At 60.1% G+C, this 18,009-nt stretch carries 19 protein-coding genes; 8 read left to right on the forward strand and 11 right to left on the reverse strand.

The annotated features are described in order from the left end of the window. The first annotated feature begins 682 nt into the window (after window positions 1-682). On the forward strand, window positions 683-901 hold the full coding sequence (locus tag ACJ8IP_RS10035) for a TM2 domain-containing protein (RefSeq protein ID WP_033641985.1): 219 nt from the start codon (window positions 683-685) through the stop codon (window positions 899-901). Between the two features lie 50 nt (window positions 902-951). Here the strand turns inward: ACJ8IP_RS10035 and ACJ8IP_RS10040 are convergent, their stop codons facing one another. After that, window positions 952-1,485 carry a hypothetical protein gene (locus ACJ8IP_RS10040; RefSeq protein ID WP_164107223.1) on the reverse strand — a complete coding sequence of 178 codons (534 nt, stop codon included), beginning with the start codon at window positions 1,483-1,485 and terminating at the stop codon, window positions 952-954. A 500-nt stretch (window positions 1,486-1,985) separates the two neighbouring features. Here ACJ8IP_RS10040 and ACJ8IP_RS10045 point away from each other — a divergent pair, with 500 nt between their 5' ends. Beyond that, complete coding sequence (locus ACJ8IP_RS10045; RefSeq protein ID WP_164107222.1) at window positions 1,986-3,083, forward strand: hypothetical protein; 1,098 nt, start codon at window positions 1,986-1,988, stop codon at window positions 3,081-3,083. Window positions 3,084-3,086: 3 nt separating this feature from the next. Here the strand turns inward: ACJ8IP_RS10045 and ACJ8IP_RS10050 are convergent, their stop codons facing one another. The 6 genes from ACJ8IP_RS10050 to ACJ8IP_RS10075 form a co-directional block, all read right to left on the reverse strand. Further along, entirely contained in the window at window positions 3,087-3,791 is a 705-nt protein-coding gene (locus ACJ8IP_RS10050; protein WP_164107221.1) for a hypothetical protein, read from the reverse strand. A 16-nt stretch (window positions 3,792-3,807) separates the two neighbouring features. Continuing rightward, window positions 3,808-4,983, reverse strand: coding sequence for a hypothetical protein (locus ACJ8IP_RS10055; RefSeq protein ID WP_164107220.1), 1,176 nt, complete (start codon window positions 4,981-4,983; stop codon window positions 3,808-3,810). After that, a complete protein-coding gene (locus ACJ8IP_RS10060) occupies window positions 4,980-6,266 on the reverse strand; it encodes a hypothetical protein (RefSeq protein WP_042783748.1) in 1,287 nt (428 codons plus the stop codon). Before ACJ8IP_RS10060 ends, ACJ8IP_RS10055 begins: the two co-directional genes overlap by 4 nt. Window positions 6,267-6,319: 53 nt before the next feature. Then, window positions 6,320-6,844 carry a cytochrome b561 gene (cybB, locus tag ACJ8IP_RS10065; RefSeq protein ID WP_442524429.1) on the reverse strand — a complete coding sequence of 175 codons (525 nt, stop codon included), beginning with the start codon at window positions 6,842-6,844 and terminating at the stop codon, window positions 6,320-6,322. 269 nt (window positions 6,845-7,113) lie between these two features. Beyond that, the gene (locus ACJ8IP_RS10070) at window positions 7,114-8,715 is read right to left on the reverse strand and encodes an ABC transporter substrate-binding protein (protein WP_042783749.1); all 1,602 of its coding nucleotides are present in this window, start codon (window positions 8,713-8,715) and stop codon (window positions 7,114-7,116) included. 128 nt (window positions 8,716-8,843) lie between these two features. Next, window positions 8,844-9,224, reverse strand: coding sequence for a winged helix-turn-helix transcriptional regulator (locus tag ACJ8IP_RS10075; protein ID WP_042783750.1), 381 nt, complete (start codon window positions 9,222-9,224; stop codon window positions 8,844-8,846). A gap of 84 nt (window positions 9,225-9,308) precedes the next feature. On the opposite strand from ACJ8IP_RS10075, the gene ACJ8IP_RS10080 reads away from it, so the two are divergent. Beyond that, window positions 9,309-10,076 (forward strand): NAD(P)H-dependent oxidoreductase, encoded by a 768-nt coding sequence (locus ACJ8IP_RS10080; protein ID WP_033651038.1) that lies wholly within the window; start codon window positions 9,309-9,311, stop codon window positions 10,074-10,076. Here ACJ8IP_RS10080 and ACJ8IP_RS10085 read toward each other — a convergent pair. Beyond that, entirely contained in the window at window positions 10,073-10,321 is a 249-nt protein-coding gene (locus ACJ8IP_RS10085) for a hypothetical protein (protein ID WP_004940639.1), read from the reverse strand. The genes ACJ8IP_RS10080 and ACJ8IP_RS10085 overlap by 4 nt on opposite strands. A 192-nt stretch (window positions 10,322-10,513) precedes the next feature. Here ACJ8IP_RS10085 and ACJ8IP_RS10090 point away from each other — a divergent pair, with 192 nt between their 5' ends. From ACJ8IP_RS10090 to feaR, 3 genes are all read left to right on the forward strand, one after another. Further along, the gene (locus tag ACJ8IP_RS10090) at window positions 10,514-10,918 is read left to right on the forward strand and encodes an Exc2 family lipoprotein (protein ID WP_042783751.1); all 405 of its coding nucleotides are present in this window, start codon (window positions 10,514-10,516) and stop codon (window positions 10,916-10,918) included. A gap of 108 nt (window positions 10,919-11,026) precedes the next feature. Continuing rightward, complete coding sequence (locus ACJ8IP_RS10095) at window positions 11,027-11,668, forward strand: DsbA family protein (RefSeq protein WP_033651040.1); 642 nt, start codon at window positions 11,027-11,029, stop codon at window positions 11,666-11,668. A 139-nt stretch (window positions 11,669-11,807) separates the two neighbouring features. Next, window positions 11,808-12,707: a transcriptional regulator FeaR gene (feaR, locus tag ACJ8IP_RS10100; RefSeq protein ID WP_164107217.1), complete on the forward strand. Its 900-nt coding sequence runs from the start codon at window positions 11,808-11,810 to the stop codon at window positions 12,705-12,707. A gap of 33 nt (window positions 12,708-12,740) precedes the next feature. Here the strand turns inward: feaR and ACJ8IP_RS10105 are convergent, their stop codons facing one another. Then, window positions 12,741-14,240, reverse strand: a complete 1,500-nt coding sequence (locus tag ACJ8IP_RS10105; RefSeq protein WP_164107216.1) for an aldehyde dehydrogenase family protein — start codon at window positions 14,238-14,240, stop codon at window positions 12,741-12,743. A 159-nt stretch (window positions 14,241-14,399) separates the two neighbouring features. Beyond that, window positions 14,400-15,038 carry a leucine efflux protein LeuE gene (gene leuE / locus ACJ8IP_RS10110; RefSeq protein ID WP_004940625.1) on the reverse strand — a complete coding sequence of 213 codons (639 nt, stop codon included), beginning with the start codon at window positions 15,036-15,038 and terminating at the stop codon, window positions 14,400-14,402. A gap of 237 nt (window positions 15,039-15,275) precedes the next feature. Between leuE and ada the strand changes: the two genes are divergently transcribed. Beyond that, window positions 15,276-16,331 (forward strand): bifunctional DNA-binding transcriptional regulator/O6-methylguanine-DNA methyltransferase Ada, encoded by a 1,056-nt coding sequence (gene ada / locus ACJ8IP_RS10115; protein ID WP_164107240.1) that lies wholly within the window; start codon window positions 15,276-15,278, stop codon window positions 16,329-16,331. After that, complete coding sequence (locus ACJ8IP_RS10120) at window positions 16,328-17,041, forward strand: 2OG-Fe(II) oxygenase (protein ID WP_197801154.1); 714 nt, start codon at window positions 16,328-16,330, stop codon at window positions 17,039-17,041. The genes ada and ACJ8IP_RS10120 overlap by 4 nt, the downstream gene beginning before the upstream one ends. Here ACJ8IP_RS10120 and tehB read toward each other — a convergent pair. Further along, window positions 17,036-17,899, reverse strand: a complete 864-nt coding sequence (tehB, locus tag ACJ8IP_RS10125) for an SAM-dependent methyltransferase TehB (protein WP_442524390.1) — start codon at window positions 17,897-17,899, stop codon at window positions 17,036-17,038. The two genes, ACJ8IP_RS10120 and tehB, sit on opposite strands and share 6 nt — an antisense overlap. Between the last annotated feature and the right edge of the window lie 110 nt (window positions 17,900-18,009).

Genomic DNA, 18,009 nt, shown 5'->3' on the forward strand with positions numbered 1-18,009 from the left:
GGGTGTCAATGAGAGATGGTACCCGCGCGTTATCATTGACGTGTGCAAGTACATGTGCATGAGTATGCAACCATATTGTACATATGGCTCAAGGTGGTGATCATGGTGTACATAGCAATGCTAAAGCATCCCATCGGCGGAGAACGGCCAATATCATGACTACAAGTACTCTTAAAACGGGTTAAACCTGTTTTTGCTTGAAGTTCATACTGTTTACCCCTCAGTGTACTGTGGTACATAGTGATACGGTAACTGTGCATTTGTTAATTTATTGAATTAAAATAAGAAAATCGATAATGAATAGTGCGCACAGTTTTCCTATAAATCTTTTATGCGCCAGGTTAAGCATCGGAGTTGTTTTAACTTAGATGCTACGGGACGGTGCAGGGACGATTGTATATATAAGTGTATATTTGGGTGTATTTTTAATTAAATGTTATTTAAAACAGTATGTTATTTTTTTATTTCATTCCTATTATCGGCACCATCTCCTCTCCATACTCCCTCTGCTTACCCTTTCTCCGGTTAAACAACCGTTTAATTAATCACTGTTATAATTACCCCTGTTGAGCCTTGATGGATGAATGTTTTCCTCCTCAAGCATTGCGATGCGGCGCTCTGTGGAGCGGCATCCGTTTTTAGGCATGCCGGTGGTTCGGTGAGAAGTTAGGAGAAGTGAACTATGAGCAGAAAAGACAAGCTCGCGGCGGCCCTGTTGGCCATCTTCCTGGGCGGACTGGGCATTCACAAGTTTTACTTAGGGATGAAGTGGTGGGGGCTGTTCTACCTGCTGTTCTGCTGGACGGGGATCCCATCGATTGTCGGCTTTATCGAAGGCATTATTTATCTGTTCCAATCGGAAGAGAAATTCAACCAGAAATACAATCCTGGTCTGATTTAAGGCTTTTCTGACGGCGCTTCCTGTTGCGGGAAGCGCCGTTTTTCATTCCGTTACTGTTTCTTCATCATCATCTTGCCGCGCATCTCTTTGCTCATCATTTTATTCGAGCTGGAGATCACACAGTTATATTGCTTGCCTTGGTTAATGATCATAAAGGTGCTGACCGGATTTTTAAAATCCTTGTCGATGGTGAAATAAATATAGGCCTGCGGTAGTGCAGCCGGTTTAAAGGCGCCGAAAGCATAGATATCCGCCAGGCCCAGCGCAGAGAGATCGACCGTCAGCTCCATGGGTTTCATGGAATCCGGCGATGGGAACATCGACTTGGCCGACATCATCATGGTGCTGCTGTTGATGGTGTAATCGGTTTTGACCTTCATGCCCATATATTTCGATTCCGGCATGGAAAGTTCTTTTTGGCAGGCGGCGTCGTGCTGCGGCGCCGGGCTGCCGTTTTCCATCACGGCGTGCACGTGTTCCAGCATCACTTCCGCGTTGCCGGTGGTAGGTTGTGCATCGGCCGCGTAAGCCGTGCCGCTGAAGGAGGCTACAGAGGTAAGGATAATGCCCGTAACGATTTTCATTGTCGGTCTCCGGAATGCTAATAATGATATTAATTGCGGTGTGTAGCCTATTGGCCTGATAAAACGCAAAGTGACCCGTTCCGTGGAGATAAAATATCCTCGGAATATTGCTGGAAAAGAGTATTTCTTCCTCGCGGCAAGCAAGGTTGTGTTAATTTTTTAAACGTCGTTCTGATTTTTTATTCGGTATTTTTCCTGCATATAAATAGTATGTCTAAACATAGTCAATGTTTAGAATATGTACAAATTATTGCGATTTTTTTCTCTTTACGCTTTCTGTTTTTTAATCGAGCAATAAATATTTATTGAGATACAGAGAGTTATGTTTTTACGCTGGGACCACTCGGTAAAGCGTTATTTATGTGATCTTCATAGTCACAGAAATAACGCTGAAATTATTACCTTTCTATTTAACGGCTAATTATTCATGGCATAGGCTTCAACCCCACTAACCGCCTGAGCTAGAATCAGGCGGTTTTCTCTTCGAAAAGGATATCGCCATGGCCGCTTGGGCGCTTTTGATCGTCGGTTGGTTATTGATTTGGCAGGATCACCCGGTTTGGGGTGTGCTGTGCATCGCGCTGTTTGCCGTGCTGCAATGGGCGAAGCATGCCGCTAAAAGCGGGCAAGAACCTGAAGAAGCGGCAGAGTGGCGCAAGACCGACTGGCGTTCGCAGCCGATTGAGATGGTGCACGCCGGCGACAGCGACCGGCAGATTGGCGGCGTGGGGGAACTGGGCATGGGCGGCCCCAGCTTTTGGACGCTGCTGCTGCGCGACGGGGCGATTGTGCATGGCGCTTGCGCCGCGCCGCAGGACGTGGACGATGGCAAGCTGCGCCTGATACCGACCCGCAGCCGCGAGGGAGAGGAACTGACGGTATACGAGCCCGCCGCCCGGGCGCTGTATGCGTTGCCTGCGTTGACCGATCGCGAGCTGGGAGCCTTGGCCGCCGGTTCCGCTGAGGCGCTGGTGCGGCTGCGGGCGACGTGTCGGCAGGTGGAGGCCACGCCGTTGCACCTTGTGCGCGGTCTGTGGGTGCCGCAGTGGGTAGCGGATCCGGCGGATCGGCTGGAGATCACGTTGCCCAGCGGCCGCGTGCTGGCGGCGCGCTCGATGTTGCCGGCGGATCTGCGCCAGGCGGACGATCCTGCCGCGCTGCTGCACACGCCGCCTTATGAACTGTTGTTGGATAACAGGCCGACCGATCGCTTCGTGCGCGATCTCGAACGCGTGGCGGGATCCCCGTCGGGTGACGGTTTGAGCGTCGGCGGCTGCCAGTTCCGCGGCGAGCATATCGTCGATGGCCTATACCATCTCTACTTCGCCGGCGAGTGGTTCAGCCTGCTCTCTTATGCGCATAAACCGGCGGGCGGTCGCGGTTCGGACACCACCTTTTTCGTCGAGCGGGTCGAGCCGCAAGACGGCGGGGTGTTTGTGATTGAATGGGATGCCTACAGCGTGGGGCCAGGCGGGCGTGAGCCGCGCGTGCCGGCCCCGCCGGTATTGGTTATCGCGGTAAGTTGGCAGGAAACGCCGCTGCAGTTGCCAACGGCCAACAACCGCGTGACCGTGCGCTTGCCCAACGCCACGGCGTAAGGCTTAAGGCAGCACCCTGACTTCGCCGTTGTGCATGGTCAGCACCGCGATCGGGCTGCCGGAGAAGCACTCCCTAAAGATCCAGTCGCTGGGCCGAAACGCCGCCGCAGGCAGCCCGGCCTGCCACTCCTCCCACTGCGGGGTCGGCTTATCCGGCGGTAAAGAGAAAGAGACCAGCCAACCGGCTTCGCAGTGCACCGTTTGGCCGGTTGGACGGGTGAAGGTATGCGCACCTGCCAGCTCCATCACCGGCGGTAAAACCTCGAAGGCGATGATCGGCACGCCGGCCACGCTCTGTGGCTGAGGAAAACGCACGGCAGTCACGCCGTCCATCGTGATGGGGCTGTCTTCGGTGCCGGGCTGGCGTGGTTCCTGGCGGTTCACCCAACTGCCTTTCGGCAGCGTGATTTCACCGAACGGTTTTGCCTCGTCGAGCGTCAGGTAGCTGCGCCGATTCCAGCGTTCTTCCGCCCGCTGGCTCTTGATATCCTGGATGGCGATGCCGATAAGCATCAGCACGCACGCCACCGGATAGACCGCCAGCGCCGAGGCCAGCAGAAAGCCGAGCCAGGAAAGCGGCGGCCGCGGGCGGCCGCAGCGGGCGGCGGCGTAGCGCCAGCCCCACCAGGCGAGCAGGATGCCGGTGGGCAGCAGCGCCAACAACAGCGCCACCAGCCCCGCGGCGCCGGCGCCATAGCCTAACAGCATGGCAGGTTCCTCATGTTCATGGCGTGGTGGATCGATAGCGAACGAAGTAGGGCAGCGCCGGGGTCTCCCCGTCATCGCCATAGTGGCTTTCCGGTTCGATCACGGTTTGGCGTGCGTCGTCGCGCCCGTTGTAGCGGTACTCCAACGGCTGTCGGTAGCGCACTTCGGATGAACGCAGATCGAAAATCAGCGAAAGGCGCGCATCGCCGTTATCCGTTTGGGCGACCAGCTTGTCGTTGCCCGCCCACAGCTGATACAGCGATTTATCGCCGTTTTCCAACAGCACCGCCAACTGCCCGTCGGATTGATAACGCAGAAGCTGATACAGTCCTCTGTCCAGCGTTTGGGCGATCAGGTAGATGCCGCCATCCGGCGCCTGCGCGCTTTCCTTGACGCGCACCGTTAGCCAATGCAGTTCGGCCACCTCGCCGGTTTTGCCGTTAACGGCAATGTGCAAGGCGCCGGAACCGAGCACCGGGTTCATCCAAAACAGCACGCGATCGCCATCAACGGCGGTAAAGATCTCGGGCATGGATTTGCGCTTACCGGAGGCGTAAGCCGTCGGTGACTCCTCCTCGCCGCGCTCAAAGCCCAGCAGCTGTCGCTCATCCAACAGCGCCGGCAGATCCAGCGTCTGCCGCCAATGGGCGCCAAAGTCCGGGCTGTAGAATACGCCTTCGGTGCTGATGAAATACAGCGCGCGCTTTCCCGACAGCGCCACCAGTTTGCCGCCGATAAAGGAAGGCAGATTGTCGTCGCCCTCCGGCCAGGGGATCAGCGCCCCGATGGTGCCCCGTTGCACATCGACCAGCCGGCGCCCTTTGGACAGAAAAAGCATGCACTCCTGCTCGACGCAAACCGCATCGTAGATTGATTCGTCGAGTTGCCCCAGCATCTGCAACCCCTTCGGGCCGGTGAATAACACCTGGCTGAGATAGTTGGCCGCCCAGCCGTAGAAGCTGTTGTAGGCGCTGGTCTCACTTCTTTTGCTGATGAGCAGCAGAGCGCCGTTCTGCGCCGGGTAGCTGTGGATGAGATCGTAACGGGCTATTGTCGGCAACGCCTCGTCGCTCTGGGTCCATTGCCACTGCGCATAGCGTTGTTCAGGGGCGAGGAAATAGACGCCCAGCGCGCTGGCCAAAAACAGCGTCAGGATAATAAGGGGTCTTTTATAAAGCGCTAGCGTCATCATTTCAGCTCCGTCACCTGTTCCTGCCGCCATAGCCTGCGGCGCAGATTGCGCAGGTATTTGAACGTCTTAAACGTGCGGTGCTGCTCAAAAGCGTAGAGGCGGCAGATCTGGGCGAAGCCCTCGATCAGCAGCGCCAGGCCGCTGACCATCAGCATCATCAGCAGCAGAATCGGCGGCAACTCACTGCCGAGGCGCTTCAGGGTCCAGGCATCCAGGTAAAAGCCCGCTGGGGTATCGGCGTTATCCCACACGATCAGACCGAGCATCAAACACATCATGATCGCGCCCAGGATGAAAACGACACGCGCGCTCAGGTTAAGGCCGGCTTCGGTGAAGTAGCGATTGCCGCCGATGAGATAGGTCTGGCGGTCGCGATGATTGATGATCCCACGCACCGTAGGCAACTCGGGGACGGTGTCGTTCTCGCAGTACAACACCTGCAGCGGATCGCCCTTAGCGATGAAAAGCGGATGCTGCCGACGAAATACCGGATGCAGTTTGGTCGTGGGGACGTTGAGCGCGCGGGTCGTCACCGCGAAGTGCGTCTCGTTCTGACGCCACGCGTAAGTGTCCAAATACTGCACCTGCCGCGGGATCTCATAGTGGCGAAGTTCGTAGCTCAGGGCGTTGACCGTCTCGATGCCGGAGGCCTCGACGCCGTCAGGAAGGGGAAGTGCGGTCTGCAGCGGTGCGGTCGTCGGCACGGCGTCTTTGCGGACGGCCCGGTATCTGATGCCGGGGATTTTCAGGCTGAGCGAATCGGGCGGCGTGACGTCTTGCCCCAGCAGCACGCGATCCAGCGCCCTGAGCAGGCGCCTGCGGCCGCGATGCCCGATCAGCAAGAGCTCTGAACCGACGAACAGCACCATGCCGATGCCGATGAGGCCGGCGATGATGGCGATAAAGAACAGGACGATGGTCAGCCAGGAGTCTTCCCGGTCCATGATGAAAAAGGCGGCCGGGAAGCCACCGGCCAGCGCCGCGCCCAGCACCAGCAGGGCGAAATATTTCAGCTTGTATTTAAGCGTTCTGTCGGGTTCCAGCCGGCCTTTCGTGCCGTGCAGCAGCCAGTGCAGCCAGTAGCTGCCGTCACGCAGGCGGTGAGCGCCAATCTTCACCCGATCGCCGGTGGCGAGCGTGGCCAGCAGATTTTCGCTGTCGCTGAAGTCGTCACGGTAAAAAAAGAACGTCTGGCCGGAGGCGATGATCCTCACCAGGTTGTCGGGCGCCGTCTGCTGGCAGGCGCATTGTTCGACGGTCACATTAAAAAATTGGGTTTGCATGTCATTCCCTGTCAGCGGGCGTGGCCCGAAAAGTCATCCCTGGCGCCGGGTATTCAGCGTTTTTTCATCAATGGCAGCATGCGCACCAGCGTATTGTCCTTGACGATGTAGTGATGGAACAGCGCGGCGGCGGCATGCAGGCCGATCAGCCAGTAGCCGAATGAGGCCAGCGTTTTATGCCAGCCGATAATCATCCGCGCCTGCGGCCGATCGGCCACGTCGGTGAACGGCATCGACAGGCCGAACAGATACCACTCCTTGCCGCCCAGATAGCGCGAATACACCCCCAGCACCGGCAGCGTCAGCAGCAGCAGATAAATCAGGGTATGCGTCAGGTGCGCCAGGCCGGTTTGCCACTTCGGCGGTTTGGGCGCGATGGCGGGCGAGGGGCGGCGCCAGCGCAGGAGCAGGCGGGCCAGCATCAGCGCAAACACCGTCACGCCGCTGCTGAAGTGGGTGATAACCAGCGCGTACCACGGTGCGCTGCCCGGTTCGGCAAAGCCCCGCAGCTCGATGGTGACGCAGGTGATGACCAGCAGGATCGCCACCAGCCAGTGCAGGCGAATTTGCCACGGCATATAGGTGTTCTGCACCGGGTTACCTTTTGATGTTAAAGGGTCTATGCGCCGATGGTAACGAAATGTTACATCGGAGGAAAGCGCGTGCGCGCAATTTAGGCAAAACGCCAGGCTCAACTCACTTATTAAGCGATTGGTTTAGTGGGGTATGCGCCAGGCGGTAGAGGGGCATCGTAAGTTGAGAAGCTAATGGACGACAGTTTCCGAGGCTGGCAGCTTATTAAGCGATGAAGCGGATTACGCCGCAGCCCTCGCTGCGGCGCCTGGGATCAGTTCAATTTGGCCTTGGCGAAATCGCTGCCGTTCACGTCCACCACGTAGCCGCTCAGGTTGCTGCGGGTGGCGTAGAATACTTTGCCGGTGGCCAGCGGCAGCCACGGCGCCTGTTTGGCGAAGATCACCTGCGCCTGTTGGTACAGCTTGGCGCGCGCCTGCGGCTGGTTCTCCTGGATCGCCTGCTGGATCAGGCTGTCATAATCCTTATCGCACCAGCGCGCCACGTTGGCGCCGCTCTGCACGCCGGCGCAGCCGAGCAGGGTGGCGAAGTTGTCCGGATCGCCGTTGTCCGAGACCCAGCCGTACAGTGCGCTCTGCTGCTCGCCTTTGCGCAGCCCGGCCAGATACTGGCCCCACTCCCAGGTGACAATCTTGGCCTTCACGCCCACCTTCGCCCAGTCGCTTTGGATCATCTCGGCGATGCGCTTCGAGTTCGGGTTGTAAGGGCGCTGTACCGGCATCGACCAGATGTCGGTCTCAAAGCCCTGCTCCAGCCCGGCCTGCTTCAGCAGCTCGCGCGCCTTCTGCGGATCGTAGGCGTACTCCGGCAGTTTATCGTTGTAGCCCAGCATGCCCGGCGGCAGCAGCGAATTGGCCGGCGTGCCGCTGTCTTTGAACACCGCGGCGACGATCGCTTTCTTGTCCACCGCGTAGCTCAGCGCCTGACGCACCAGCAGGTTGTCGAACGGTTTTTTCTGGGTGTTGAACGCCAGATAGCCGACGTTCAGCCCGGTAATGTCGTGCAGCTGCAGGTTGCCGTCGGCCTTGATGGCGGCGAACTGTTCCGGCAGCGGCGCGGGGATGATCTGGCATTCGTTGGTTTTCAGCTTGGCCAGCCGGGTCTGCGGATCCGGCGTGATGGAGAAGATGAGGTGCTTGCTGGCCACTTCGCCCTGCCAGTAGTGCGGGTTGGCGATGTAGCGGATTAGCGAATCCTGCTTGTACTGCTGCAGCGCAAACGGGCCGGTGCCGATCGGCCAGTTGTCGACGTATTCCGGCGTGCCCTTTTTCAGCATCGCGTCGGCGTACTCGGCGGACAGGATCGAGGCGAAATCCATCGCCCAGTCGGCGACGAAGGCGGCGTTGGGCTGGCTCAGCGTGAAGCGCACGTGGTGTTCGTCCACCGCTTCCACCTTGGTGATCAGCTTATCCAGACCCATGTCGGTGAAGTATTCATAGTTGCCGCCGGAGACCTTGTGATACGGGTTGGCCGGATCCTTCTGCCGCATCACGGTGAACACCACGTCTTCGGCGTTGAAGTCGCGCGTTGGGGTGAAGTATTTGTTGCTGTTGAATTTTACCCCCTGGCGCAGGGTAAAGGTGTAGGTCTTGCCGTCCGGGCTGACGCTCCACTCGGTGGCCAGCGACGGGGCGGGCGTTTTATCGCTTTCGCGCAGCGTCACCAAGCGGTTGTACAGCACCTGCGAGGTGGCGATAAAGGTCGGCCCGGAGCTGGAGAGCTGCGGGTTGAACGATTCCGGCGAGGCAACGGTGCAGTACACCAGCGCATCGGAAGCGGCCAGCGCGCCGCCCGCCGACAGCAGGCCGCAGCCAGCCAGCACCAGCGCGGCGATTGGGTGTTTTAAAAACGTCAAGGCAAGATCCTCAGGTGGAGTGGGCCGTTACCGGCGAATTGAATTAACTATAGATAACGGATGGCGAGACCGGGAACAAGCGTCTCACCTGCGCATTCTGTGCGCCGGACGTTGCTTGCCAAACCGCTTTACTCGCTCTCGCGCTTGTGGTCGGCATCATAGCGCTCGCGAGCGGCGTCCAGCTCGGGGAAATGGTATTCCGCCCAGCGGTCCAGCGCCGTCAGCGTCTCGACCAGCGAGCAGGCGACGGCGCTGAGCCGATATTCCACATGCGCCTGATTTTTTTCACTGAAATCCAGCCGTTCAAGCAGCCCGTTGCGTTCCAGCTGGCGCAGCGTTTGCGTCAGCACCTTCTGCGAAATGCCGTCGATGCGGCGCAGCAGTTCGCCGTTGCGCATCGGGCGCTGCGCCAGCGCAGGCAGGATCAACATCACCCACTTGCCGGAGATCAGCGCCAGCGCATCGCGCGCGGAGCACTTGCTCGAATAGACGTCGCCGGGATAAGCCATTGGGGGTTACCTTCAGGTGCGTAATTGCCAAGGGTGCGATAAAGCCACAGCATAGCAGCACCACCTTACAACGGGAGAAACAGGATGAACGTGCTGATTGTGCTGGCTCACCCCGAGCCGCATTCCTTCAATGCTCATTTGGCCGAACAGGCGCGGCAGGCCTGCCTGGCGCAGGGGCATCAGGTGAAGACGGTCGATCTGTATCAGGAGGGATTTGATCCGCGCGAGGGCGCCGGCCATTACCCCAGCAGAAAGCAGGCGGACAGATTTGATGCGATGCAGGAGCAGCGCCATCACTGGACGACTCAGGCGCTGCCGGCGGAGATCCGGCGGCATATCGAGCTGCTGCACTGGGCGGATACGCTGGTGCTGCAGTTTCCTTTCTGGTGGTTCGGCGCGCCGGCTATCATCAAGGGCTGGATGGATCGGGTGTTCGTTTACGGCGGGATCTACGACAGCCGCCACCGCCATGAGAACGGCGTAATGCGCGGCAAACGGGCGCTGCTGACCGTCACCGCCGGCGCTTCCGCACAGGCCTGCGCGCCGAACGGGCGCGACGGCGATATGCGGCTGATGCTGTGGCCCATCATGCATGCGTTGCACTATATCGGCTTTAGCGTGCTGGAGCCGTTCCTGGTCTATGGCGTGCGCGGCGGGTTGGCGGGCGAGGCTCTGCAGGCGCAAAACGCCGCTTTGGCGCAGGTGACGCAGGCGTACCGGGACGGTTTGAACGCGTTTTCCGCCTGGCCGGCGGTGCCCTTCAACCGCAATGAAGATTTTGACGCCGATCTGGCGCTGAAGCCCGGCGCGCCGGTGTACAGCCCGTTCGTGCGGCATTGCGATCCGGATTAGAATCCGGCCTTTAGCAGTTCCTCGCGCAAATCGTCGATAATCGCCGGTTCGATGTCGGGGAACTGCTGCTGAATATCGGCGATGGCTTCGGCCACGCTCGGGCCGGCGAAGGTGCCGGAGAAGGGCAGCAGCGGCAGGTTGGCGTCGCTGTCCGGCAGTTCGCCGCGGATGGTGCCGGTGATCATGCCCGCTTTTTTTTCCGCCGTGAGGTCGTACTCTCCCACGCTTTTGTCGATCGGTTTCATTGGCCGCCTCGCTGTCGGTGAGTGTTTATCCTGTCTGTTAAAGCATAGTGTTTCAGGCAATGAATACCAATCAATGTATATAATATTAATATAAAACAATGTGATGCGCGTTTTGTCGTTTGACGTTCGCCGGGGGCCGGCGCTATGCTCTTGGCGCTAAAGGAACCTTCCTCACTGACAGGGACAGACGACATGAAAAGACTGAAAAGCGCGGCGCTGTTGTTGCCGCTGTTGGCGCTCAGCGCCTGCACCCATCACCTCAGCAGCGCCGAGCGGCACGCCAAGCACTACATTTATCAAACCCGCGACGATTTCGATCCGCAATTCCGCACCGATGTGAACGGCAGTATTAAGAACGCCGTGCCGATGTTCGAACAGTTCTACCAGCTGGGGAAAAAGGATCGCGCGGCAGGCGTGGCGCGCAGCGAGGCGCAGAAAAAGGCTGACTATCTGGCCAGCCCGGAATTCCAGCAGAACATGGAACACAAAACCATTTTCATCAACCGCACTTACAGCGGCTCCGACAACCCTAAACGCCGCCAGGTGTTCTCGCAGGAAGCGGTGGGCGCGTACTGGGACGGTTACGAAGGGCGCTGAACATAATCCCTCACAAATAGAAGGTAATAAAAACTGGTCTTCTGGCGGTTATTTGATTATAAAAACCGCCGCTAAGGACGATGTTCATAGATGAAACCAGGAGTGTTTATGTTGGCAAAAGTTAAGCGTTCGTTCGCCGCCGCCGTCGTATTGATGTTGGCGCTGCCCGCGGTTCAGGCCGCGGATTACCGCGCGGGCGAGCAATACACCCGGCTGGATAAGCCGGTGGCCGCCGCGCCGGCGGTGGTGGAGTTCTTCTCCTTCTACTGCGGCCCTTGTTATCAGTTCGCCGAAACTTACCGTGTGGGCAGTACCGTGGCGCAGGCGCTGCCCGCGGGCGAGAAAGTCACCAAATATCACGTCAGCCTGATGGGCAAACTGGGCAATGCGCTGACCGAAGCCTGGGCGGTGGCGACGGTGCTGGGCGTGGAAGACAAGATTGAAGGGGCGATGTTCGACGCGGTGCAAAAACAGCGCGCCGTCAACAGCGCCGACGATATACAGCGGGTGTTCACGGCGGCCGGCATCGATGCCGCCACCTATGAAAACGCGCGCCACAGCCTGCTGGTCAAAGGGTTGATCGCCAAGCAGAATGAAGCGGTGAAAGCGTTTGACGTGCGCGGCACCCCGTCGTTCTACGTGGCTGGCCAATACAAGATAGACAATGCCGGCATGGCCGCCACCAGTGTTGAAGGCTACGCCAAAGAGTACGCGGCGGTGGTGCGTTACCTGTTGGACAAACAGCCTTAAGGTGGTTCTCCCTTCGGCACCCGATGATCTGTGATCGCGGCGCCAAATCCCCCGCTCGCCATTGATTGTGTGTTAACGGATTGTTATGGTGATTTTCTGTTCAACGGCGCAGCGCCGCCGGCGTTTGAAGGGAGAGATCATGACGGCATTGGCAACGCTCCGCGACGCCGGCTTCGAAGAGTGGCTGGGCAAAATCAACACCGCCTGCGGCAGGTTCTGCGCGAAAACGCTGGGGCCGGGTTTCAGCGGGGCGATGCAGGAGTTCCGCGCCCATGCGCTGCGTCTGAGCGTGGTCGACGTGGCCCAGGCCCGGCTGTATCGCACGCCGCGTGAAATCGCCCGCAGCGACGGCGCGCACTTTTTTACCGTCTTCCAGCTGCGCGGCAGCGCGTTGATGGAGCAGGGCGATCGCCAAACGATGCTCTCTCCCGGCGACATGACGCTGATCGACGCCTCACAGCCCAGCAGCTTCACCTTCCAGCGCGATTCGCGCCAAATCTCTTTGCTACTGCCGCGCGGCTGCCTGCCGCTGCCGCCGCCTTGCGCGCAGCGTCTGGGGGCGGAGCTGAGCGCGGTGCGCCTCAGCCGCCAGCTGGTGCTGAGCAGCATGCAGGATCCTCAGCTCGCCGCGGCGGAAAGCGAGGCGGTGCTGAATGCGCTGGCGGCGCTGCTGCGCCCGGCTCTGGCGCTCGAACAGGCGCGGCCGGAGGGGCAACACCCGGTCTTTGACAAGGCGCTGGCGCTCATCGACAGGCATATTCAGTCGGCGCAGTTGCGTCCTGAGTGGGTAGCGGACGAGCTGGGGGTATCGTTACGCAGCCTGTATCGGCTGTTCGCCCGTCAGGGGCTGGTGGTGGCGCAGTACATCAGGAACCGCAGGTTGGATCTGTGCGCGCAGGCGCTGCGCAGCGCCGCCGGGCAGGAAAAGCTGGCCGGCATTGGCCTTGACTGGGGCTTTGCCGATCACAGCCATTTCTCGACCGCTTTCAAGCAGCGTTTCGGCATGTCGCCGAGCGAGTACCGTCGGCAGTATCAGTAAGTCAGGGCGCGGGCCAGGCCCGCGCCGCTGCACTCAATAGCGGATGCAGACCGATTTCGACTCGGTGTAGGCATCCAGCCAATCCGGGCCGAAATCACGGCCGCTGCCCGACTGTTTGAACCCGCCGAACGGCATGTTCGGGTCGATCAACGTATGGGTGTTGACCCACACGGTGCCGGCCTGAATGCGCGGCGTAAACGCCATCGCCTTTTGCAGGCTGGTGGTCCACAGGCTGGCGGTCAGCCCGAAGTCGGTGTCGTTGGCTTTGCTCAGTGCCTCTTCGGCGCTCGCCACCCGGATCAGGTTGACCACCGGGCCGAACACTTCCTCGCGCGTCAGGTTCAGCCGGTCATCCGGGTTGATCACCAGCGTCGGCGGAATGTAGAAGCCGTTGGCGTCCGGTCCGGCCGCGCCGCCGATAAGCTCGGCGTTTTTCGCCCGGGCGTCGTCCAGGTAGGCCGCCACCTTGTTGCGGTGCGCGAGCGACACTAGCGGGTTGATTTGCGCCCCGGTATCCATCCCCGGCCCGACCGACAGCGATTTCACCGCCTGTTCGAATCCGGCCACCAACCGATCGTAAATCGGCGCTTCGATATAAATTCGCGAGCTGGCGGCACACACCTGCCCCTGGTTGAGGAAGCTGCCGAGCATCAGGCCTTCGATCACCTGCTGCGGATCGGCATCTTGCAGCACGATGGCCGGGTTTTTACCGCCCAGCTCCAGCGTCACGCGGGTCAGGCGATCCGCCGCCGCGCGCGCGATGCTTTTGCCCACCGGCGTGGAGCCGGTAAAGCTGACTTTGGCGATCAGCGGATGTTCGGTCAGCGCCTTGCCGCACACGGTGCCGCGCCCGGTGACCACGTTGAACACGCCCGGCGGCACGCCGGCTTCGCTCGCCAGTTCGGCGATGCGCAGCAGGGTGAGCGGGGTGGTTTCCGACGGCTTGATGACGATGGAGCAGCCCGCCGCCAGCGCCGGCATCACTTTCCACATGCCGATCATCAGCGGGAAGTTCCAGGGCACGATGCCGGCGACGACGCCGATCGGTTCTTTGCGGGTATAAACCTGATATTTGGCGCCCGGCGGCATCGGAATGGACACGTCCAGCGTCTGACCGGTGATTTTGGTCGCCAGCCCGGCGGTGTAACGCATCCAGTTCAGGGTGCTGCCGACTTCGAAAGCGCGGGCGATGTTGATGGATTTACCCTGCTCCAGGGTTTCGAGCTGCGCCAGCTCTTCGGCGTGCTGCTCCACCAGATCGGCGAAGCGCAGCAGGATGCGTTCGCGCTCGACCGGCAGACACTGCGCCCAGACGCCTTCGCTGAAGGCTTTGTGAGCGGACTGCACCGCCTGCGCCACGTCGTGTTCGTTGGCGTCGGCAGTGGTGGCGATTTGCTGCCCATTGGCGGGGTTATACACCGCCAGGCGGCCTTCCGCGGCGGACGCGCGCCACTGGCCGTCGATATACAGCCCATGCTGACGATCGAGAAAACGCGACACGCTATCCAGCACGGCTACGGTATTGTCAGACATACATCCTCCGATCAGATTCATCAGGTTATCGTTAACCCTGAGAGTCTAGATCAGCGGTAAAGCGGCGGCTTTGCTCTGCCTGACATTCGATTTGTCCTGCGTGTCATTTTGCCGTGACGGAACAGTAAACTGCGGCCGGCGGGCGCCGGCCGGGAAGGATTACGAACTCAGGGTCGCCAGACGGGTGGCGAAACCGAGGAACAGCAGGCCGATCAGGCCGTTGCCGAGCTTCGCCAGGCCTTTCTTGTGGTTGAAGAAATGCGCCAGCATCGCGCCGGAGAAGATCAGCGTGCTCATGTAGATAAAGCTGACGGCTTCGAGGATCAGCGCCAGAATGGTGAACGACAGCCCGGTGTGCGCGTAGTTGAAATCGATGAACTGCACGAAGAACGACACGTAAAACAGAATAGCTTTCGGGTTGGTCAGGCTCAGCGTCAGCGATTTACGCAGAATGCTGTGGCCACCTTCAATTTGCTGCTGTTGCGCCTGCGCCTTCTGCACGAAGGTGGCGTAGAGGATTTTTGCGCCAAGGAACAGCAGGTAAATCGCGCCGAGAAAACGCACCAGGGTAAACAGGAACGGCGTGGTGCGGATCAGCGAAGCCACGCCGATATAGGCGCAAAAGATCAGGATCGCATCGCCGATAAACACGCCCAGCGCCGCGGTATAGCCGGCGCGCACGCCGCGCGATATGCCGGTTTTCAGCACGTACAGCGTATTCGGCCCCGGCAGAATGATGATGAAGACCACCCCGGCCAAATAGGTCCATAAATTCAGGACGCCAAAACTCTCTAACACAATAACCTCTCCATGCGCGCAACTAACAGGCAGAAACACTGGCCACGCCCGTGGCCGGCCGCGATCCTAACGCCGTGCAACCGGGTTGGCAACGTAATAAACTTCATGTTGTTGGTTAAAAATTGTCGAAAGATTGTTGAAAACGTCGGCGACGAATTAAAAAGCAAGAGTCGGCGTGTTTCGCCAACGGCCCGTCACTATGCTGGTTAACATCGAAACCGCAGTGAGGAACGGATGATGAAAAACGTAATCGACAGCGCCGATCCGCGCTGGCTGGCGATTGTCAGCCGCGACAAGCACGCCGACGGCCGCTTTATCTACGCGGTGAAAACCACCGGCGTGTATTGCTCGCCTTCCTGCCCGTCACGCCAACCGAATCGGCAAAACGTGGAGCTGTTTGACGACGCGGAGCAGGCGGAGGCGGCTGGCTATCGGCCCTGTAAACGCTGCCGGCAGGGGCTGACGCCGCTGACGGAACAGCATGCGCGGCAGATAGCGGAGGCCTGCCGCTATATCGAGCAGGCGGAAAAAGCGCCGTCGCTGCAGACGCTGGCGCGCCACGTCGGGTTGAGCCAATACCATTTCCACCGGCTGTTCAAAGCGATCACCGGCCTGACGCCGAAAGGCTACGCCGACGCGCAGCGCAGCCAACGCTTACGCGCCGGTCTTACGCAGCGGGAAACGGTGACCGACGCGATCTTCGACGCCGGTTATGGCGCCAACGGCCGCTTCTACCAGCAGGCCAACGCCGCGTTGGGCATGACGCCGAAGGCCTATCGGGCGGGCGGCAAAGGCATGCGCATCCATTTCGCCGTCGGGCGCTGTTCGCTGGGCGAGATCCTGGCGGCCCAGAGCGAGGTGGGCATCTGCGCCATTCTGCTGGGGGACGATGCGCAGCAGCTGGTGCAGGATCTGCAGGACAAATTCCCCAACGCCGAGCTGATCGGCGGCGACGCGCAGTATGAAGCGCTGATGGCGCAGGTGGTGGGCCTGATTGAAGCGCCGGAGAACGGGTTGGCGCTGCCGCTGGATATTCGCGGCACCGTGTTTCAACAGCGGGTTTGGCGGGCGCTGCAGGCGATACCGGTCGGCGAAACCGTCAGCTATGCCGATATCGCTCGGCGCATTGGGGCGCCCAAAGCGGTGCGCGCGGTAGCCGGCGCCTGCGCCGCCAACATGCTGGCGGTGGCGATCCCCTGCCACCGGGTGGTGCGCAACGACGGCACGTTGTCCGGCTACCGCTGGGGCGTCGATCGCAAGAAAGCGTTGCTGGAAAAAGAGGCGCAGCGATGAGCGGCGCGCTGGCGACCCGGCTGGCCGAATTGGACTGGGCAGCAATTGAACGTGAACTCGATGCGCAGGGCTGCGCGCGTCTGCCGGGCGTGCTCAGCCAAGACCTGTGCCGCGAGCTTTCGGCGCTCTACCCGCAGGATGCGCATTTTCGCAGCCGTATCGTGATGGCGAAGCACGGTTTTGGCCGCGGCGAGTACCGCTATTTCGCCTATCCGCTGCCGCCGCCGGTGGCCGAAGCGCGCAGCCTGATGTATGCGCGGCTGGCGCCGGTGGCCAACCGCTGGAACGCCTTGTTGGGGCTGGCGGCGCGCTATCCCGCCGAACATGAGGTCTACCTGGCGGAATGCCACCGGGCCGGCCAGCGGCGGCCGACGCCGCTGCTGTTGCGCTACGAAACGGGGGATTACAACTGTCTGCATCAGGACCTGTACGGCGAACGAGTGTTTCCGCTGCAGGTGGCGTTTCTGCTCTCCGCCCCCGAGCAGGACTTCACCGGCGGCGAGTTCGTGCTGACCGAACAGCGGCCGCGGATGCAGAGCCGGGCGGAGGTGGTGCCGCTGCAACAGGGCGACGCGGTGGTGTTCGCCGTGCATCACCGGCCGGTGGAGGGAGTGAAAGGCTGTTATCGGGTCAATCTGCGCCACGGCGTCAGCCGAATACGCGCCGGCCAACGCCACACGCTGGGGATTATCTTTCACGACGCGCTATAGCTTGCACGCCAGCAGGGTGGCGAAGCGCAGCGAGATACGGTTGCCGGCGGCGTCGGTCTTGTGCAGTTGGCCGACGTCTTCGTTGTATTTGAGGATCTCCCAGCCGCGATAATAATGCTTCAGCTCACCCGGCCGGAAGGTAAACGGGAACGGCAGCGGGCAGGGATAATCCTCGGTATCCATCGCCGCCACGATCAGGTTATGGCCGCCGCGCAGGGTGCTGTCCTGCATGTCTTGCACGATATGCGGGATCTGTTGCCGCTCGAGGAACATCAAGACCACGGTGGACAGGATAAAGTCGTATTCGCCGCTGAAGCGGTGGGTGTTGAGATCCTGCACCCCGGCGCTCAGGCGGGTTAATTGCTCGGCGTCGATGATCTGGTTGAGGCGGGCTATCGACGGCGCATGCTTGTCCCAGGCGGTGACATCGAAACCTTTCAGATTGAGGTAGAGCGAATTGCGCCCGCCGCCGCAGCCCAGATCCAGCGCTTTGCCCGGCGCGATGCGCGCCGCCGCCTCAACCACTTCGGAGTGAGTGCGCGTCAGTTCGTATTTCTTGTGGTAGTAATCTTCCGGCGTGCAGTAAAACGCCAGCCGGCAGGTCATGTCGGCCGAGAAGGAAACGATGCGGTGCCACTGCTGCGGCGCGATAAACGGCGGCTGGCTTTCTGGGCTGAACTGCCAGGTCTCGGTGGTGGCGCCGTCTTCGGTCATCATGGCGAACGTCAGGCTGCCGCTCAGCACGGTGAGCTTCGCCCAGGTGCCGCTCTGGGTGTTGTGGCGCTGACGAAAGGCTTCCGGCAGCGTTTCGCTGTTCCATTCCGGCAGGGTTTTATAGCAAAGCAACTGCTGCTCCATAGGGGACTCCTCTGGCTGGGCAAGCAAAGTGATTTATATGATGTATATAAAATACATCTTTATCGATCGTTTGAACATAGCAGCCTGAAGGAAAGGCGCGGCGAGATCTT

Source organism: Serratia sp. CY52157, from assembly GCF_052168495.1.
GTDB classification, from domain to species: domain Bacteria; phylum Pseudomonadota; class Gammaproteobacteria; order Enterobacterales; family Enterobacteriaceae; genus Serratia; species Serratia ureilytica.

Coding starts and splice junctions, on each gene's coding strand:
- ACJ8IP_RS10035 (WP_033641985.1), top strand. CDS start 683: ATGAGCAGAAAAGACAAGCTCGCGGCGGCCCTGTTGGCCATCTTCCTG.
- ACJ8IP_RS10040 (WP_164107223.1), bottom strand. CDS start 1,485: ATGAAAATCGTTACGGGCATTATCCTTACCTCTGTAGCCTCCTTCAGC.
- ACJ8IP_RS10045 (WP_164107222.1), top strand. CDS start 1,986: ATGGCCGCTTGGGCGCTTTTGATCGTCGGTTGGTTATTGATTTGGCAG.
- ACJ8IP_RS10050 (WP_164107221.1), bottom strand. CDS start 3,791: ATGCTGTTAGGCTATGGCGCCGGCGCCGCGGGGCTGGTGGCGCTGTTG.
- ACJ8IP_RS10055 (WP_164107220.1), bottom strand. CDS start 4,983: ATGATGACGCTAGCGCTTTATAAAAGACCCCTTATTATCCTGACGCTG.
- ACJ8IP_RS10060 (WP_042783748.1), bottom strand. CDS start 6,266: ATGCAAACCCAATTTTTTAATGTGACCGTCGAACAATGCGCCTGCCAG.
- cybB (WP_442524429.1), bottom strand. CDS start 6,844: ATGCCGTGGCAAATTCGCCTGCACTGGCTGGTGGCGATCCTGCTGGTC.
- ACJ8IP_RS10075 (WP_042783750.1), bottom strand. CDS start 9,224: ATGGCTTATCCCGGCGACGTCTATTCGAGCAAGTGCTCCGCGCGCGAT.
- ACJ8IP_RS10080 (WP_033651038.1), top strand. CDS start 9,309: ATGAACGTGCTGATTGTGCTGGCTCACCCCGAGCCGCATTCCTTCAAT.
- ACJ8IP_RS10085 (WP_004940639.1), bottom strand. CDS start 10,321: ATGAAACCGATCGACAAAAGCGTGGGAGAGTACGACCTCACGGCGGAA.
- ACJ8IP_RS10090 (WP_042783751.1), top strand. CDS start 10,514: ATGAAAAGACTGAAAAGCGCGGCGCTGTTGTTGCCGCTGTTGGCGCTC.
- ACJ8IP_RS10095 (WP_033651040.1), top strand. CDS start 11,027: ATGTTGGCAAAAGTTAAGCGTTCGTTCGCCGCCGCCGTCGTATTGATG.
- feaR (WP_164107217.1), top strand. CDS start 11,808: ATGACGGCATTGGCAACGCTCCGCGACGCCGGCTTCGAAGAGTGGCTG.
- ACJ8IP_RS10105 (WP_164107216.1), bottom strand. CDS start 14,240: ATGTCTGACAATACCGTAGCCGTGCTGGATAGCGTGTCGCGTTTTCTC.
- ada (WP_164107240.1), top strand. CDS start 15,276: ATGAAAAACGTAATCGACAGCGCCGATCCGCGCTGGCTGGCGATTGTC.
- ACJ8IP_RS10120 (WP_197801154.1), top strand. CDS start 16,328: ATGAGCGGCGCGCTGGCGACCCGGCTGGCCGAATTGGACTGGGCAGCA.
- tehB (WP_442524390.1), bottom strand. CDS start 17,899: ATGGAGCAGCAGTTGCTTTGCTATAAAACCCTGCCGGAATGGAACAGC.